Origin of the sequence: Pantoea sp. GD03673 (assembly GCF_029844725.1) — a bacterium.
In the GTDB taxonomy this organism is placed as follows: domain Bacteria; phylum Pseudomonadota; class Gammaproteobacteria; order Enterobacterales; family Enterobacteriaceae; genus Pantoea.
The window spans coordinates 177,831-194,707 of the sequence record NZ_JAOCKJ010000003.1; the positions used below are offsets into that span (position 1 = coordinate 177,831).

15 protein-coding genes are annotated in these 16,877 nt (G+C 56.9%); 8 read left to right on the plus strand and 7 right to left on the minus strand.

Annotated features, from left to right (window positions below; translation table 11 throughout):
• Positions 1-96 precede the first annotated feature (96 nt).
• A complete protein-coding gene (gene uca / locus N5J69_RS06770; RefSeq protein ID WP_279769024.1) occupies positions 97-3,705 on the plus strand; it encodes an urea carboxylase in 3,609 nt (1,202 codons plus the stop codon).
• Positions 3,706-3,814: 109 nt separating this feature from the next.
• On the opposite strand, the gene N5J69_RS06775 is transcribed toward uca, so the two are convergent.
• Positions 3,815-4,723 carry a LysR substrate-binding domain-containing protein gene (locus N5J69_RS06775; RefSeq protein ID WP_279769025.1) on the minus strand — a complete coding sequence of 303 codons (909 nt, stop codon included), beginning with the start codon at positions 4,721-4,723 and terminating at the stop codon, positions 3,815-3,817.
• Positions 4,724-4,822: 99 nt separating this feature from the next.
• Between N5J69_RS06775 and N5J69_RS06780 the strand changes: the two genes are divergently transcribed.
• Positions 4,823-5,596, plus strand: coding sequence for a 2OG-Fe(II) oxygenase family protein (locus N5J69_RS06780; protein ID WP_279769026.1), 774 nt, complete (start codon positions 4,823-4,825; stop codon positions 5,594-5,596).
• Between the two features lie 2 nt (positions 5,597-5,598).
• On the opposite strand, the gene N5J69_RS06785 is transcribed toward N5J69_RS06780, so the two are convergent.
• The 3 genes from N5J69_RS06785 to N5J69_RS06795 form a co-directional block, all read right to left on the minus strand.
• Entirely contained in the window at positions 5,599-6,672 is a 1,074-nt protein-coding gene (locus tag N5J69_RS06785) for a DUF2817 domain-containing protein (protein ID WP_279769027.1), read from the minus strand.
• A 37-nt stretch (positions 6,673-6,709) separates the two neighbouring features.
• The gene (locus tag N5J69_RS06790) at positions 6,710-7,480 is read right to left on the minus strand and encodes an ABC transporter substrate-binding protein (protein WP_279769028.1); all 771 of its coding nucleotides are present in this window, start codon (positions 7,478-7,480) and stop codon (positions 6,710-6,712) included.
• 733 nt (positions 7,481-8,213) lie between these two features.
• Complete coding sequence (locus N5J69_RS06795) at positions 8,214-9,422, minus strand: aldose 1-epimerase family protein (protein ID WP_279769435.1); 1,209 nt, start codon at positions 9,420-9,422, stop codon at positions 8,214-8,216.
• Between the two features lie 359 nt (positions 9,423-9,781).
• Between N5J69_RS06795 and N5J69_RS06800 the strand changes: the two genes are divergently transcribed.
• From N5J69_RS06800 to N5J69_RS06815, 4 genes are all read left to right on the plus strand, one after another.
• Entirely contained in the window at positions 9,782-10,345 is a 564-nt protein-coding gene (locus N5J69_RS06800) for a peroxiredoxin (RefSeq protein WP_279769029.1), read from the plus strand.
• Positions 10,346-10,369: 24 nt separating this feature from the next.
• Positions 10,370-11,611: a thioredoxin family protein gene (locus tag N5J69_RS06805; protein WP_279769031.1), complete on the plus strand. Its 1,242-nt coding sequence runs from the start codon at positions 10,370-10,372 to the stop codon at positions 11,609-11,611.
• 71 nt (positions 11,612-11,682) lie between these two features.
• Complete coding sequence (locus N5J69_RS06810; protein WP_279769033.1) at positions 11,683-12,237, plus strand: sigma-70 family RNA polymerase sigma factor; 555 nt, start codon at positions 11,683-11,685, stop codon at positions 12,235-12,237.
• The gene (locus tag N5J69_RS06815; protein WP_279769035.1) at positions 12,224-12,865 is read left to right on the plus strand and encodes a DUF1109 domain-containing protein; all 642 of its coding nucleotides are present in this window, start codon (positions 12,224-12,226) and stop codon (positions 12,863-12,865) included. The genes N5J69_RS06810 and N5J69_RS06815 overlap by 14 nt, the downstream gene beginning before the upstream one ends.
• Positions 12,866-12,883: 18 nt before the next feature.
• Here N5J69_RS06815 and N5J69_RS06820 read toward each other — a convergent pair whose 3' ends face one another.
• Together N5J69_RS06820 and N5J69_RS06825 are read right to left on the minus strand one after the other, a co-directional pair.
• Positions 12,884-13,270, minus strand: coding sequence for a VOC family protein (locus tag N5J69_RS06820; RefSeq protein ID WP_279769038.1), 387 nt, complete (start codon positions 13,268-13,270; stop codon positions 12,884-12,886).
• Entirely contained in the window at positions 13,270-14,418 is a 1,149-nt protein-coding gene (locus N5J69_RS06825) for an MFS transporter (protein WP_279769040.1), read from the minus strand. Before N5J69_RS06825 ends, N5J69_RS06820 begins: the two co-directional genes overlap by 1 nt.
• A 122-nt stretch (positions 14,419-14,540) precedes the next feature.
• Between N5J69_RS06825 and N5J69_RS06830 the strand changes: the two genes are divergently transcribed.
• Positions 14,541-15,311, plus strand: a complete 771-nt coding sequence (locus N5J69_RS06830) for a DeoR/GlpR family DNA-binding transcription regulator (protein ID WP_279769041.1) — start codon at positions 14,541-14,543, stop codon at positions 15,309-15,311.
• 98 nt (positions 15,312-15,409) lie between these two features.
• Here the strand turns inward: N5J69_RS06830 and N5J69_RS06835 are convergent, their stop codons facing one another.
• Positions 15,410-16,267: an alpha/beta fold hydrolase gene (locus N5J69_RS06835; protein WP_279769043.1), complete on the minus strand. Its 858-nt coding sequence runs from the start codon at positions 16,265-16,267 to the stop codon at positions 15,410-15,412.
• Positions 16,268-16,466: 199 nt separating this feature from the next.
• Here N5J69_RS06835 and N5J69_RS06840 point away from each other — a divergent pair, with 199 nt between their 5' ends.
• Complete coding sequence (locus tag N5J69_RS06840; RefSeq protein ID WP_279769044.1) at positions 16,467-16,877, plus strand: GFA family protein; 411 nt, start codon at positions 16,467-16,469, stop codon at positions 16,875-16,877.

Here is a 16,877-nt window from a genome sequence, read left to right on the forward strand (position 1 = left end):
CACCGACGCACGCCGCTGACGTGCCGGTCAGCCCCGGGGACGGCCCCAGGGACTATCGAATTTTGCGGGACGGCCCGCATCCCTGAGAGTTCGCTTATGTTTGATACCTTACTGATTGCCAACCGTGGCGCGATCGCCTGTCGCATCCTGCGCACGCTGCGTGCGATGCAGGTGAAAGGGGTCGCCGTTTACGCCGAAGCTGACCTGAGCAGTTTACATGTCCGTGAGGCGGACGAAGCGCTAAGCCTTGGCGAGGGGCCAGCCGCACAGACCTATCTGGCGACGGAAAAAATCCTTGCCGCCGCACAGCAGAGCGGTGCCCAGGCAATTCACCCTGGCTACGGTTTTCTCTCGGAAAACGCTGCCTTTGCCGAGGCGTGTGAGGCTGCCGGTCTGATCTTTGTCGGACCCACGCCGCAACAGTTACGGACTTTTGGCCTGAAACACACGGCCCGGGCGCTGGCGAAAGCCGAAGGGGTGCCGTTACTGGAAGGCAGTGAATTGCTGGCGGATGTCAGCGAAGCCCGCCTCGCCGCAGAGAGTGTTGGCTATCCGGTGATGCTCAAAAGCACTGCGGGCGGTGGCGGCATTGGTATGCGCGTCTGTCATGACGCCCAGGCGCTGTCAGAGGCGTTTGAAACGGTGCAACGCCTGGGTCAGAACAACTTCAGCGACGCCGGGGTGTTTCTGGAAAAATATATTGAACGCGCCCGCCATCTTGAAGTGCAGATTTTCGGTGACGGTCAGGGGGACGTCATCGCTCTGGGTGTGCGCGACTGCTCGGTGCAGCGACGTAACCAGAAAGTCATTGAAGAGACACCCGCGCCCAACCTGCCCGCAGGTATGGCCGACGCGCTGTGTGCAGCGGCTGTCGCCCTGGGTAAAGCGGTGAACTACCGCAGTGCCGGAACGGTGGAGTTTGTTTATGACAGCGTGACGCAGCACTTCTATTTTCTCGAAGTGAACACCCGGCTTCAGGTTGAACATGGCGTGACGGAGCAGGTGTGGGGCGTGGATCTGGTGCAGTGGATGATTGCACTGGCGGCAGGCGACCTCCCGCCACTTGCCTCCCTAGCCGCCACGCTGAATCCTCAGGGCCATGCCGTGCAGGCACGCATCTACGCGGAAGATCCGGGGCGACAGTTCCAGCCTTCGCCGGGCTTACTGACCGACGTTTTCTTCCCGGCAGCCGACGGTAAAACGCTTCGCATCGACCGCTGGGTGGAAGCGGGGTGTGAAGTCCCGCCATTTTTTGACCCGATGCTGGCAAAGGCGATTACCTTCCGGCCCACGCGTGAAGAGGCGATCGCCGCCCTGACGCAGGCGCTGGCAGAGACCCGTCTTTACGGCGTCGAAACCAATCGCCTCTATCTGTTACAGATTTTAGCCTTTACGCCCTTTACGGCGGGTGAACCCTGGACCCGCTGTCTGGAGCAACTCCGCTATCAGGCGGCTACCGTTGAGGTGCTGAGTCCCGGGACCCAGACCAGCGTTCAGGATTATCCCGGCCGTCTGGGGTACTGGGCGGTAGGCGTGCCGCCGTCAGGGCCGATGGATGATCGCGCACTGCGTCTGGGCAACCGTCTGCTGGGGAATGCAGAGGGTGAGGCCGCGCTGGAAATCACCCTGAACGGACCCACCCTGAAATTTAATACCGAAACAGAGGCGGTGATCTGTGGCGCGCCGCTTCATGTCACGCTGGATGGGGTTGAGCAGGCGATGGACACCGTGTTTACCGTCCCGGCCGGGTCCCTGCTGAAGCTGGGTGCAATGCGTGGCGCGGGCGTCAGAAGCTATCTCTGCCTGAGCGGGGGCGTTCAGGTGCCGGATTATTCCGGCAGTAAGAGTACCTTTACCCTCGGCGAATTTGGCGGACACGCCGGACGCGCACTCCGCAGCGGTGACGTGCTGCATCTTGCGCCGCGTACCCCGGGCGCGACCGGAACAGAACTGCCTGCCGGACTGCGCACTGACCTTGCCGCCGTGCGCACGCTGCGGGTCATTTATGGTCCTCACGGTGCGCCGGAGTTTTTTGCGCCGGCCTTTATGACGACGTTCTTTGCCACTCACTGGGAAGTCCATTTTAACTCCAGCCGCACCGGCGTGCGCCTGATTGGGCCAAAGCCGATCTGGGCCCGCGACAGTGGTGGCGAAGCGGGGCTGCATCCCTCGAATATTCATGACAACCCTTACGCCATCGGCGCAGTTGATTTCACCGGCGATATGCCGGTCATTCTGGGACCGGATGGCCCGAGTCTCGGCGGGTTCGTCTGCCCGGTGACGGTAATCGAAGCCGATCTCTGGCAGCTGGGGCAACTCAAAGCCGGTGACAAAGTCCAGTTTGTGGCGGTGGATATCCCGACCGCCCGGCGACTGGCCCTGGGCCGTCGCACCGAGCTGACCACCTTACAGCCACAGGAAACAGCGTGGCAGCCTGCGCCCTGGGTTTCGCCCGTTGTCATGACCTGCGGCGAAGCGGATAAACGTCTGGTGGCGCGTCTCTCCGGTGATACGCATCTGTTGCTGGAGGCTGGTGAGCCGGAGCTGGATCTGGTGCTGCGTTTCCGCATTCACGCCCTGATGCAGGCGCTTGAAGCGCAGTCCCGTAAGGGCATTATTGATATCACGCCGGGGATCCGCTCGCTGCAAATCCACTTCCAGCCGGAAACGCTGACGCCGGAGGTGCTGCTGAGTTGGGTGCGCGGTGAGTGGGAGACGGTCTGCATGAGTGATGACCTTCAGGTGCCCACACGTGTGGTGCATCTGCCGCTCTCCTGGGACGACCCGGCCTGCCAGAAGGCTATCGAAAAATATATGACCACCGTGCGGCAGGATGCGCCCTGGTGCCCGAGCAATCTTGAGTTTATCCGCCGGATAAACGATCTGCCGGATGAGCAGGCCGTCTGGAACACGGTGTTTGACGCCAGCTATCTGGTGATGGGGCTGGGCGATGTCTATCTCGGCGCGCCGGTCGCCACACCGCTGGACCCGCGTCATCGGCTGGTGACGACGAAATATAACCCGGCCCGCACCTGGACGGCAGAAAACTCGGTGGGGATCGGCGGCGCTTATCTGTGCGTTTATGGCATGGAGGGGCCCGGCGGCTATCAGTTTGTGGGCCGCACGCTGCAGATGTGGAATCGGTATCATGACGTGCCCGACTTTGGCGGCAAACCCTGGCTGCTGCGCTTTTTCGATCAGATCCGTTTTTATCCGGTTTCAGCCAGTGAGCTGGTGCAGATTCGCCGCGATTTTCCTCTGGGTCGCTATCCGCTGCGTATTGAGCACAGCACGCTGCGGCTGGCGGAGTATCAGGATTTCCTGGCGCGTGAAGCGGAAAGTATCGGTGCCTTCCGCAATCACCAGCAGAGCGCGTTCAATGCCGAACGTGACCGCTGGATAGCCAGCGGCCAGGCCCATTTTGACAGTCAGGAAAGCGTGGCGGATGAAGGCGGTGACACGCCGCTCCAGCCGGGAGAGCAGGGGGTTGAAAGCCCGGTTTCCGGTAATTTATGGCAGGTGCAGGTCACAGCAGGCAGCCGGGTGCGGGAAGGCGATACGCTGGTGGTACTGGAGTCGATGAAAATGGAGATCCCGCTTCTGGCCCCGTGCGACGGGATCATTCAGCAGATCAGCGTCCAGCCGGGCAGCGCAGTCCGTGCCGGGCAACGCGTCGCGGTCATCGTTGAGGATAACAGGTCATGATGATGACAGCTGACCCGCCGGGTACAGCTGTGCCGTAGTGGCAATCTGCACGGTGCCCGCTGGCAATTTCACACCGGCGGCCACAGGCGGCCCACATCGGGGCCACGGGCTATGTGCAGTTCGCGCCCCGTTCGCGTAACCAGCCGATCATCGCTTCACTGCCAGGCTGGCTCAGCGTGCGTTGCGGCCAGGCAAGGTAGTAGGGCTTGCTGAGCGGCAGGCAGAGTTCATCCACTATTACCAGATCGCCACGCGCCAGTTCCGGTGCGATAAGGCGTCGTTGTCCCAGCAGCAGTCCGGCACCCGCGACCGCCGCATCAATCGCCAGCGAGGTCAGGTTAAAGCTGAATGCAGGCTGCGGCAAAGGTTCATCCATGCCTTTGGCCTGAAACCAGCTTTGCCAGTCAGGCAGAAATCGGCCTTCATGACCCCAGTCGAGGTGGATCAGAGGAGCCTGGCTTAAGATCGTGTCCGGGGTGAATCGTTGCAATAACGCGGGGCTGGCCACTGGCAGCACGTCATCATGAAACAGCATCAGCTTATTTAACTGCGGGTAGCGATCGTCCCCAAAACAGATGACGAAATCGGCGGGCATCGCCGTGAAATCAACCTGTGAATGGGTGCCGTGTAACGCAATATTGACCGTCGGGCAATGATCGCGCCAGCTCGCCAGCTGTGGCAACAACCATTTCGACGCCAGCGCCGGTAAAGCATACAGCGTGAGGGTGGGCGCACTGGCCGCATGACGAATGTTTTGCTGGCCCAGGTGCAGAATATCAAACGCTTCGGTGACATAACGCAGATACGCTTTGCCGGTTTCGGTCAGCATCACGCCACTCTGGGTGCGCAGAAACAGAGCGCTGCCAAGTTGCGCCTCCAGCTGACGGATCTGCTGACTGACCGCCGCCGGTGTCAGGGCCAGCTGGGCGGCTGCTTTTGCCAGACTGCCCAGTTCGGCGGCCACTTTGAATGACTGTATAACGCTGATTTTTGGCAACCTTGGCAGTTGGGCGGGCATTAACTCTTCCTTATCAGGGCAGTAAGTTTTTATCGTTACGCAGCGTGGCAGGCGACAGGTAGAGTAGCATCACACCTGCTTATTGTGAGAATTGTTGCTATGTCTGACTCCCTGGTTCGTCTCGATCTTCATCCGCTGGCCGATCATGGCTGGCGTCAGCGCTGTCGTGAGCAATTAAATCAGTCCGGCGCGCTGGTCCTGCGCCAGTTCTTACAGAGCACAGCCTTAGCGGCGATCATTGCAGAGGGCAATGCAAAGCGTCATCTGGCTTATCATACTCACAGCAAACACAATGTTTATCTGATGAAACCTGATGACGCTTTCAGCGCGGAGCACCCGCGTAACCGGGCTGTGCTCAGCACCAAAGGCTGCATTACCGACGATGTTATCGCTGCCGAATCGCCACTGCGTCAGCTTTATAATGATGATCTGTTTAAGCGCTTCCTGTGCGATGTGCTGGGTGAGGAAGCGCTTTATCCTTACGCCGATCCGCTTTCCTCGATCAACCTGCACTACGCGCCTCACGGCCAGGAGCTGGGCTGGCACTTCGACAACTCCTCGTTTGCTATCACCTTACTGGTTCAAAAACCGCTGGCGGGCGGGGTGTTTCAGTATGTGAAAGATTTGCGGGATGCGGATGCCGGTGAGATGAACTTTGCCGGTGTCGGGGCGGTGCTGGACGCATGCCAGCCGGTTGACGACCTGGAAATCGATGCCGGGGATCTGGTGCTGTTTCGTGGCCGTAACGCCCTTCACCGGGTGACGCCAACCGAAGGCGAGGTCACCCGGATGCTGGCGGTGCTGGCTTACAATACTCAGCCTGGCATTGCGTTGTCAGAAACCGCGCGGATGACTTTTTACGGCAGACTGTGACATCAGGGCGTGTCCGCAAGGGCACGCCAGCCGCGCTGAAATATCTGCTGCGTGCGGAAAGCGACGAGTGCTCGCCAGTCCGCATCAGCGGGCCAGAATCCCTCGACCAGTTGCTGCTTAAGCGCCTGACCTTGCGCACTCGCCGGGTCGCCATACAGATGCAGCCAGTGATCATCACGCACCCGCCTGTGCATGTCTTCCCCCGCGTACGTCCCGCACTCCACCACAAGGGGCAAAATCGTCGTCCCGGTTAATGCACTCAGCAGGTATTGCGACAGGTAGCCCGTTGCCGTGGCGGTCACGCCTGTTACGCTGTCACGTTCGGCACCGGTAAATAACAGGGTCAGCCACTCACCATAAAGCGATTTTCCCCAGTCATGCGCAGCATAATGCCGCTCCGCGATCGCGAGCAGCATCGGATGGCCCCATGCGCCAGCACCGGTGTGAAGATCAAAGCTAATGATGGTTTTCGCGACGGAGAGATGCTGTTCGATGATCGCCTTCATCGTAAGGTGAGACCAGCCGGGCTGATGCCCGCCGAAAAAGAAACCATCCGCAAAAGCATACTGACCCGCTTCTGTCACACGTTTCAGCCCCTGCCAGCCTGTACTCGCCAGCGCGTCTGTCAGTTGCCGATCGGCGCTGGCACGGTCGCCATGATAGATACCGTGCCACGCCGCATAATCCGGATTCGCAGGAACCGGCTGGCTGAAGTCAATAAAATTACGGTTGAGGTCAACGTTGTCTTCGTTGACACGCCGCAGGTGGGCCGTTCCCCAGGGATTGAGCAGATGAACCAGAAACAGCGCAGTGTCAGCAGGCAATGCGTTCTCATCCAGCGTATTCAGCCAGGCTATCTGACATTCTGAACCATAATAGCCTTCAACGCCGTGTGTGCCGGAGACAACTACCATCAGACGTGATGCGTTGGCCGGCCCTGACCGTGCCACATCCGTATACAGCGTTTCTCCCTGCGGACCCGGCAGAGGATGCGGGTACGTGGTGATTTCTGCGCCTTTATTCTGCGCAGCGGCCAGAAAACGTGCGCGCTGAGCGCGGTATTCAGGCAGTGCCATATTTTCCAAACTCCTGCAATTCGTCAGGCGCTATAAATCAGGGATAGACCCTGAATTTGAAGTATTTTTTGGTCAACGCATCGTAGGTGCCGTTTTTGTGAATCTCCGCCAGCGCCGTGTTGATCATCTTCAGGTTTGCCTCATCGCCTTTGCGTAGCGCGATACCCACGCCATCCCCAAAGATGACTTTATCCACCAGGGTGCCTTTGATGGCGTACGGCTTGCCTTCAGGTGAGGTAAGAAATCCCTGTTCAGCAGAGACAGCATTCGCCAGGCTACCGTCAAGACGCCCGGCCACGAGATCGGGATAGACTTCCATCTGGTTAGGATAAGAGATGACTTTGACGCCCTCGGGTTCCCATTTCGTTTTGGCGTAGGTTTCCTGAATGGTGCCCTGCGCCACGCCGATCGTTTTACCGCGCAATGAGGCTACGTCGGTGGTCAGCGTGCTGGCTTTGGGAGCCAGTAAGGCACTGGGCGTGTTGTACAACATGTCGCTAAACGCTACCTGCTGACGGCGCTTATCAGTCATCGACATCGCTGACAGGATGGCATCAAATTTCTTTGCCTGAAGGGCAGGGATGCTGCTGTCAAACCCCATCTGCACCCACTGGCACTTTACTTTTGCCTGCGCACAGACCGCATTGCCCAGATCGATATCAAAGCCCTGCAACGATCCATCAGCCGCTTTGGATTCAAACGGCGGGAACGTAGGGTCCACACCAAAGCGCAGTGTCTGCTGCGCCAGAGCGCCCTGGGAGAATGCTGAGAACGAAAACAGTAACGCAAGGGCGAAGCGCTTTTTCATATTATATTCCCCGGATAAAGGTGAGGTTAAGCATGACATTCAAATTTAATAACATGCGGATCCTCTTCCTGCCAGCAAATAAACGGCATTCTTCCAGAGTAAAATCTTATGTTATTACATGACGATGCAAATTATTTATACGCCATTAATTTTTACTTAATGCCAGCGGATTAATGGGGGTAAGAAACAGGCTTCAGGCAGGAGGCGCGGCTGAGGGATACATCCCGAAATCAGGTGGGCAGGCAGGGTCAGGTTGTTATCGAACAGCAGCGGATTCAGCCGGGGCGGGAAATTAAACAGGTTCCTGCTTTATAAACTAAATCAGGTGTTCCTTATTACCTGACCGGAAATTTAATCAAAAGATCCGCTAAAATTAAATTCTGGTCCGGCGTTATTTTGAATCCGGATTAACCATTGTGCTTAAATCTTTTTCGTGAAGGCTAAACGCGCATGGAGGAAATCTGTTCTGGCATATGACGCGTATTCGGGTAAAGGGCGTAAATATTCTGCCACAGGACTGATAGTGAGTGAGTCATTGTTGCTTATGCGGAGACGGCTCGTGCGGCCAGATGAGCTGCGCTGAAAAGGAAAATCGGTGTCAGCCCTCAAACCGGTTAATACGCACAATCTATCTTATGTTAAATAACCGGAATTTGTTATTACGCTCGCCAGATACCTCCTTCCAATGCGAATCAACACCCCAGCTTAGTCGCTGGGGTGTTGTCTGCCCTTTTTACTCCTTCGCTATCGGCGTCTCGCTCACATCAATCTTCGTCTCACCCTGAATGGTTTTAATGCGTTTCTCAACGTCATTCACCTGCTCGCTGCTGTGCAGTAAGGTGTAAGTCAGATCAAATGTGGTGCTGGCACCCGGTTGCAGCTGCTTCACGCGCTTTTGCTCGCGTTCAATAGTCACCGGATAGGCGTAACTGGTGCCGGGTTCAATACCGGTCACATAGCCCTGTTTCAGCGTGTCAGTATTTTTCCACAAGGTCAGCATCGGGAGCTGACGGGTATCAAACTGAATCGATGCGCCGCTGTTTCCGGCTTTGTTTATCATCGCAGCGACGGTCTGATGCTGACTGTCGGAAAGTGGCTTGATGTTGAACACCATCTCATCAAAGTCTTTGGTCGGACCTTTGTAAGTCTGCCACTCTTTTAATCCGGCTTTTGCGTAGTCATTGAACGGGCTGATGCCGGACATCGGGGCCAGGAAGCGTGCGCCCTCTTCCAGAATCGGTTTGCCGAAGTTGCTGTGATAGATGATCTGGTAATCGTGCGGATAGTCAGCATGGTTAGTTAACACATCATGCAGGCTGAAACTGTTACTGCCCGGCACGTAGCGCAGTTCGGTCATCGTCTGCAGATCTGTTTTCTTGAAGGTGCTTTCTTTAATCAGCCCGCGAATGCGGATTTCATGGGGAGCCGCATCGGCCACCTCAACTTCCAGCTGTGAAACCGGTGTGTTGCCCGCTTTACCGTGCAGCGTGTAGATTCGGCCCTGATCGGTTACCGGATGACCGGTCCATTCGTAGCCGCAGCGCACCATCATCTCATTGAAGCCGTCCAGCCAGCCCAGACCGTTGCGGCTCTCAAGGTTAATGTAAGCAGGGTTGACCACCTCTTTTACCGGTGAATCCCAGCCCATACGGCTGCCAAAGCCTTCAACGCGCAGCAGGTTCATACCCCGGGTCGGACTGAGCGTGATGGTCAGGCCATTCTGACTGTGGAGGGTGAGGATTTTACTGCCTTCCTGCTTGCCGCCGTGAAGCACTTTTTGCTCGATGCTGAACGGCTGACCTGACAGCTTCAGCTCACTGCTGGAAATCTGCCAGTTGCCCTTCTCTGTGCCCTGTTCAGCACTCGTCAGCACCCAGGTTTTCGCTGCTGCAGAACCTGAAACCAGAACCGCCAGTACCGTTAACGCCAGTTTAATCTTCATCATACACCCCATTTGCTGAATCGTTTTTTCATTCCTTAAGCGGAATTTACTGGTTGAGGCTGACGAGAAACGTGACGATGCTCACCTGCCGGTAAATCGGCGTCTTTTAGCGGCATTATTGCGGCGCAAATCACATAAAACACGGACGCTAAGGAATAATGGCGACGAATTATGTGAGTTAGCACGGCATGAGCTGTATTCGATTCAGCCCGCGATTTTTGACTGAAAATCAACCTGCTGATAACGCGACATAAAAAAAACCTTAAAAAAATTCAAACGCCCGCAACTTTTTCCGTTTTTGAACGAACCTTTAAGCAGAGACGTCAGACAACCCCGTCTGATGGCCAATGGAGAGAGTCATGCCAATGAAAAACACCCTGAAAACCCTGGCCGTCGCTACGCTGCTGGCACTGAGTGTTCCGGCAACATCTGCGTTTGCGGCGTTACAGGCTGGTGAAAAAGCCCCGGATTTTAAACTCGACGCCGCGCTGGCGGGCAAATCAACCACCTTCTCTTTGCAGGAAGCCCTGAAGAAAGGCCCGGTTGTTCTCTACTTCTTCCCGGCGGCATTCAGTGCAGGCTGTACGCTGGAAGCACACGATTTTGCTGAAGCGAGCGATGAATTCAAAAAACAGGGTGCGACCGTGATTGGCGTCACCGCAGGCAATACCGATCAGATTGCGAAATTCTCGCAGCTTGAGTGCCGTGACAAATTTACCGTTGCAGCCGATCCGGGTGCCAAAGTGGCCGAAGAATATAAAAGCACCATGGAAATGAAGGGGCAGAAAGTCTCAGACCGCACGTCGTACGTGATTGCGCCGGACGGCAAAATCCTGCTGAGCTTTACCGATAAAAACCCGGATACCCACATCCAGAAAGCGATGGATGCCGTGAAAAAATACCGTCAGGCCAATCCGGCATAACTTCATCTTCTGAGCAGGTACATCATGCTGACTGCGATTGCAGCCGCCTTCCTTGGCGGCATTATTCTTAACCTCATGCCCTGTGTGTTTCCGGTGATCTCACTGAAAGCACTGAGCCTGATCCGCCATCATGAATCGCCATCACACGCCCGTGCAGAGGGCCTGGCCTTTTTGCTCGGCGTTGTGGTGACGATGGTCGCCCTGACCGCAGTGTTGCTGCTGGCCAGGGCGGGGGGCGCATCGGTGGGCTGGGGATTTCAGCTGCAATCGCCGCTGGTCATCGCCGCGCTGATTCTGGTAATGCTCGGCTCAGCACTGAACCTGCTCGGTCTGTTTGAAGTCGGCTTGTCAATCCAGCGAGTGGGCGAAGTGGGCGGCGATCGCGGTGGTCTGGTCGGTTCAGCACTGACCGGCGCGCTGGCGATCATTGTCGCCACGCCCTGTAGCGCGCCGTTTATGGCCAGCGCGGTAGGCTATGCCCTGACCCAGCCTCCGCTGGTCAGTCTGGTGATTTTTATTTCGCTGGCACTGGGTTTTGCGGCCCCGTTTACGCTGATCTCGTTCTTCCCGGTGCTGGCGCGGATATTGCCAAAGCCAGGTGCATGGATGGTCACGTTAAAACAGGGTCTGGCGTTTCCGATGCTGGGGGCGGTGGGCTGGCTGATCTGGGTACTGGAACGTCAGGCGGGATCGGCGGCGCTGGCTGCGATTCTGGCCTGCTGTTTGTTGCTTAGTTTTGCTGCCTGGCTCTACGGCATGGCGCAGAAACGCCGTATGATGGGACAGCGTCATGGTGCAATGCATGTTGCAACCGTGTTCTTCCTTGCGCTGGTCGTGGTGCCGTTATTTAATCTGAACCGTTTTGCCACAGCACCGGCTGAGACGGAAAACGCCTCTCCTGCTGCTGCTGCCGTCGCCTGGTCGCCCCAGAACGTTGACGCGATCAAAGGTCAGGGTAAGCCGATTCTCGTGAACTTTACCGCGTCCTGGTGTATTACCTGCCAGGTTAACGACCGCACCTCGCTTTCGACGCAGGCGGTGAAAGCAGCAATGGCGCGTACCAGCACCATTTACATGGTCGCTGACTCAACGAAATACAATCCCGATGTTGAACAGGCGCTGAGTGATTTCGGGCGCGGTGGCTTACCGCTCTATGTGGTCTACCCGGCTGACGGCGGTAAACCGGTGGTACTGCCGCAGGTCCTGACGCCAGGCATTGTGATTTCAGCGCTGGATCAGGCAACGGAAAAAGGAAAGAAAACCTGAGACGATTGATGAAACCATCTTCTGCTGCGTGGTCAGCGCACGACGACCGTGTGCTGACCTGCTGATGACTGATGCCAGAGACTGATCAACGCGCGCAGCACTGGCCAGCGTTAATGGCCAGGGCGCAGGCAGGTGACAGAGCTGCCTATAACCAGTTACTGAAAGCGATGGTTCCGGCCATCCGGGCACTGGTATGCAAAAAAATCCGTGACGAGGTTCTGGTTGAGGATGTGATTCAGGAGACGCTGCTGGCCATCCATCGCGTGCGGCATACCTACGATCCAAAGCGCCCGATATTGCCGTGGGTGGCCGCTATCGCGTCAGCCCGGACCATTGATGCACTGCGTCAGCATGGCCGTCGTCAGGAAGTCCAGGACGATGAGGCGCTGCAACAACGGCCCGCCGACAGTGCCGACGCCTCAGCCGATCCCGATATCCTGTCCGGCTGTCTGGACACCCTGCCGCAGCGTCAGCGGGAGATCGTCGAATCCGTGCATTTGCGTGAGCAGAGCCTGGCGCAGGCAGCTGCTGAAACCAATCAGTCTCTTTCTGCCGTTAAATCTCTGTTGCATCGCGCAATGGTTAACCTTCGTAAATATGGACGGGGTCATCATGAGAAATCATGACCAGTTAATTAATCAGCTCAGCGCCACGGCGAAGCCGGTGCAGCGCATCTGGCCTACCGCGTGGCGTGTTGCGGGCTGGATCGCGCTTGCCCTGCCTTGTGGTGCCCTGACAAGCTGGGCATTCCACAGCAGGTTTACTGACTGGTCTCAGCCGGGTGCATTACTGACGCTTATTGCCGTGCTGCTCTCACTGGTGATTGCGGGCAGCACGCTGGCGGCCGCTTTTACGCTGAGTATTGCCGGAAGAAAACCTGTCAGCCTGCGCTGGCCGCTGCTGCTGGCGATAATGTGGCTGGTGCTGAATATGATCAACATGTCATCCTCGACCCCGGCTGCGGGCGCGAGCCGGTTTGGCGAAGGGATTCACTGCTATCTGTTTATGCTGTCGGCCAGCCTGCCAATGATACTGATGTCCGTGCTCGCCCTGAAACGCACCCGGTCACTCTATCCCGCACAAAGTCTGGCACTGAGCGGCTGCGGCAGTGCCTTTACCTCCTCCATGCTGCTGTCGTTATGTCATGAAACCCATCTGCATATCATCGATTTCTCCATGCATCTGGCGGCGGGCATCACCATCGTGGCGCTGACGGTTGTGGCCGGACGCCGCTGGGTCCGGCTGGGCGCGTAATGGCTCGCCGCTTGCGAATCACTCTGCGACCAGTTCAATCAGGTTTCCATCCGGGTCGCGAATAATCGCCTCATAGAAGCCGTCGCCTGTGCGGCGTGGGGCCGCCACCAGAATGCCCGCTTCTGCCGCTCTGGCGGCCAGCCTCTCCACCTGCTGCTCATTACCGACGCTAATCGCAATATGCGCCCAGCCTGTCACTTCCCTGCCCGGCTGACCGGCGGCCAGGTCTGGCAGGGTCATCAGCTCAATGGTCGCACCCTGCTCCAGTCGCATAAAGTATGAGGCGAAGCCGGGACGGTTCCGGCTCTGATAGAGCGCATTGCTCTTCGCGTTAAACCACTCGCGCCAGAATTGCTGCTGTGTTTCAGGATGGTGCGTCCAGAGTGCAACGTGGGCAATTTTCATCAGTTTTCCTTCGCGGTGTTATGGCCCAGATTAAGGGTAAGAGAAACCGCGCCGACGACCAGCATCAGCGCCATAATCAATGAAAATGAGAAACCCAAGTGGGTGTAATGCGCCACATAACCAATAACGGCGGGGCCGCTCAGAACCCCCAGATAACCCAGTGTGGTAATGGCCGGTACGGCCACTGCCTGTGGCATAGCCGTCTGACGTCCGGCTGCGGTGAACATGACCGGCACGATATTGGCGCACCCTGCGCCAACCAGGGTGTAACCCAGTAATGCCAGCGGCCAGGCGGCGATAAAAGTCACCATCGCCATGCCTGCTGCGGCAATCAATGCGCCACCCAGCACCACAGGCAGACGGCCCAGCGATGAGATGACGCGATCGCCCGTCAGACGTGCCACCGTCATCGCAACAGCGAAGCAGGTGTAACCCAGGCCGCCCAGTGACGCCGGAATATTCCGTACATCGGTCAGATAGACGGCACTCCAGTCCAGGACGGTGCCTTCCGTCAGGAAGACGGCGAAACAGATGATGCCGATAATCAATACGCTACCGCGCGGAACCGCAAACACCGGGCCTTCAGCGGGGTTAGCGTAGGTCAGCAAACCCGGCGCACTGATCAGTGACATGATCATCACCGCCGCCACCGCCAGCAGGCAACCGGTCAGCACGCTGAACCCCATCGCCAGCAGCAGCGTCATAAAGCCAGCACCAGCAATTCCTCCCACACTGTACATGCCGTGAAAACCCGACATCACCGGCGTCGAAGCCTGTTTCTCCACCAGAATCGCCTGAATGTTCATGGCGCAGTCGGTGACGCCGATGCCGACGCCAAACAGCAGTAGCGCCAGCGCCAGCAGCAGCGGATCGCTGAGCACCGACAGCCAGGGCGTGCTGATGATAATCAGCGCAACGGCAACCAGAATCACCCGACGGCAGCCAAAGCGGCTGGTGAGCCAGCCCGTTACCGGCATCGCTATCAGCGCGCCCACGCCCAGACAGAGCAGCAATGTGCCCAGCTGTGCCTCATTAACCCCGGTATTCGCACGTGCAAAAGGTACCATCACGGCCCAGGTCGCGGTAACAAATCCGGCCAGAAAAAAGATGATGCGTGTTGCCTGAGCGGCAGAGACGTTATTAGCCATTACGATCCTTTTTAGGTGCTGGACAGACAAAGCAAGAGTATCAATCAACAGCTATTGACACCCAGCCGGTCAGTGAACGATCATGCTCACTATAGCTCGATTATGAACAATGTGGAGTTTACATGCTCGATTATGCAGCTTTCCCCCAGCAGCGGCAAGCACTGATTCGTGAGATCCTGCAGCAGAACGGTCGTGTAGTTTGCGCGGATCTGGCCCGGCAATTGTCGGTGTCTGAGCACACTATCCGGCGCGATCTGCATGAGCTCAGCAAAGAAGGATTGTGCAAAAAGGTTTACGGGGGTGCGGTATTACAGTTGCAGGACGCAGGCAGTTTCATCAGCCGGAAAGAGCACGATCACGCAGCAAAAGCCCTGATCGCGCAGCGCTGTGCCAGTCTTGTGAAAGCCAGCAGCTGCATTTTTATCGATGCCGGTACTACCCATCTGGCACTGGCACAGGCAATCCCGCCTGAGCTGAGTCTTACGGTCGTCACGAATGCGCCCGATATTGCTGCGCTGTTGATCAATCATCCTGTCGCAGAGGTCATCATGCTGGGCGGGCAGATACAAAAGAGCACCGGCGGCGCAGTCGGGCAAACCGCAATTAACCAGATCCAGGGAATACTGTTCGATCAGGTCTTTATTGGCGGCTGCGCCATGAGCCCTGAAGCCGGGCTGACCGGGTTTAACTATGCGGATTGTGAATTCAAAAAAGTCGCCATGGCACAGAGCAATCAGGTTATCGTCGGGCTGACGGCAGATAAAATTCCCGCTGTGGCTCGGTTCAGCGTGGCGAAATGCCGTGACATTTCAACGCTGGTGGTGGAAGAGAAGCTCGATAAAGCCCTGCTTGATGCCTTTGCGGCTGAAGAGATTACGCTTATCACGGTCTGATCCATAGACATGGCAATGAAGCGAGCCTTAGGATAATCAGGCTCGCTAATACCTTCCGCTTTCCCGTCAGCGACCACCACGCAGAAGCGAGCCTCAGATTACAGATGCGTTGCGAACCACGCAGTCTGCGCGTTAATCACAGCAGCGAAATGCTGACCATGGTAGATATCGTAATGGCGGGCGTCTTCGGCCACCAAAAACTGTTTGTCCGTTGCCGCAACGGCATCAAACAGGTCGCGCCCCTGTTCTGGCGGATTGACGCTATCCTGACCCGCCACGACGACCAGTGTCGGGCAGGTCACCTTTGCGGCATTTACGGCTGGCTTATAGAGCAGGGTTTCTCTGACGGTTAAAAACGGGATTTTGATGTCCATTTTAGGGTGCTGATGCCGGTTCTCCTCAAAGAACGCTTTCGATTCTTCATCATTCAGCACGCGGGTGATAGCAACAAACATCTCTTTGCCACTGCGCTGGCGCTTTTGATCCATTTTCTCCAGCGTGGCAATAAAGCCGGGCTTTTCTGTCGCATCCAGTTGGCCGGTTACAATCTTTTCGCCGTCTGCAAAAGCCAGCTGACTGACGATGCACTTCACATCCGGGTTGTTCGCTGCCGCACCAAAGACATGACAACCACCGAATGAGGTGCCCCATAAGCCGATCCTGTTCGGGTCCAGCGCCGGTTGTTGTTTAGCCCACGCAATGACGGAGAGAATGTCAGCAATCTGCATTGACGGCACAAGACGGCCTCGCTCGCCGTCACTGTCACCAAAACCGCGATAATCAAAGGTGACGGTGGCGTAGCCCGCCTGGGTAAAGGCTTCTGCGAACGCAGGTAACAAAATCTCGCGGATGCCGCAAAAGCCGTGACACAGAACAATTACCGGGGATGGGGTGGCTTTGGGCTGACGCAACGTCAGCACGATACCTTCAGCAAGCTGGTGGGTTGATGACTCCATGAGTGTTAATGCTCCTTGTTTAGTGGTTAAAGGCAGAATTAGCCCGCCCGCACCTTTTCACAACCGAACCGTTTTTACCGCGATCCAGATCAGATGCAGGTGAGTTTCTGTCTGAACGGCGACAATGCCGCACCCGATACTGCCAAATCTCTGGCTTTGGCGTAGGCTGAAAGCGGGCGGGTTAAATAACGAGGTCACAATGCAAAATGAAATGACAGGACAATGCCACTGCGGCGCGGTGGCATATCGGGTAACGCTAAAGGATGGATTCAACACCGTGCGCCGCTGCAACTGCTCGTTTTGCCGGATGCGTGGCGCGGTGGTGGTGTTTGCGACCAGCGTTGAGCTGACGCAGGGTGAAGCGCAGCTCACGGAATATCGCTTTAACAGCAAACAGGTGGGCCACTACTTCTGTTCCGTTTGCGGTATTTACACTTTCCATCAGAGCCGCTCGCAGCCCGATCAGTTTGGGGTTAACGTCGCGTGTCTTCAGGGTGTTTCACCCTTCGACTTCACCGATGTACCGGTCTCCGATGGCATCAATCATCCCAAAGATGGGGGCGCGGGCGGTGTAGCCGGTCATCTGATCTACACGCCCTTGCAGTCCTGA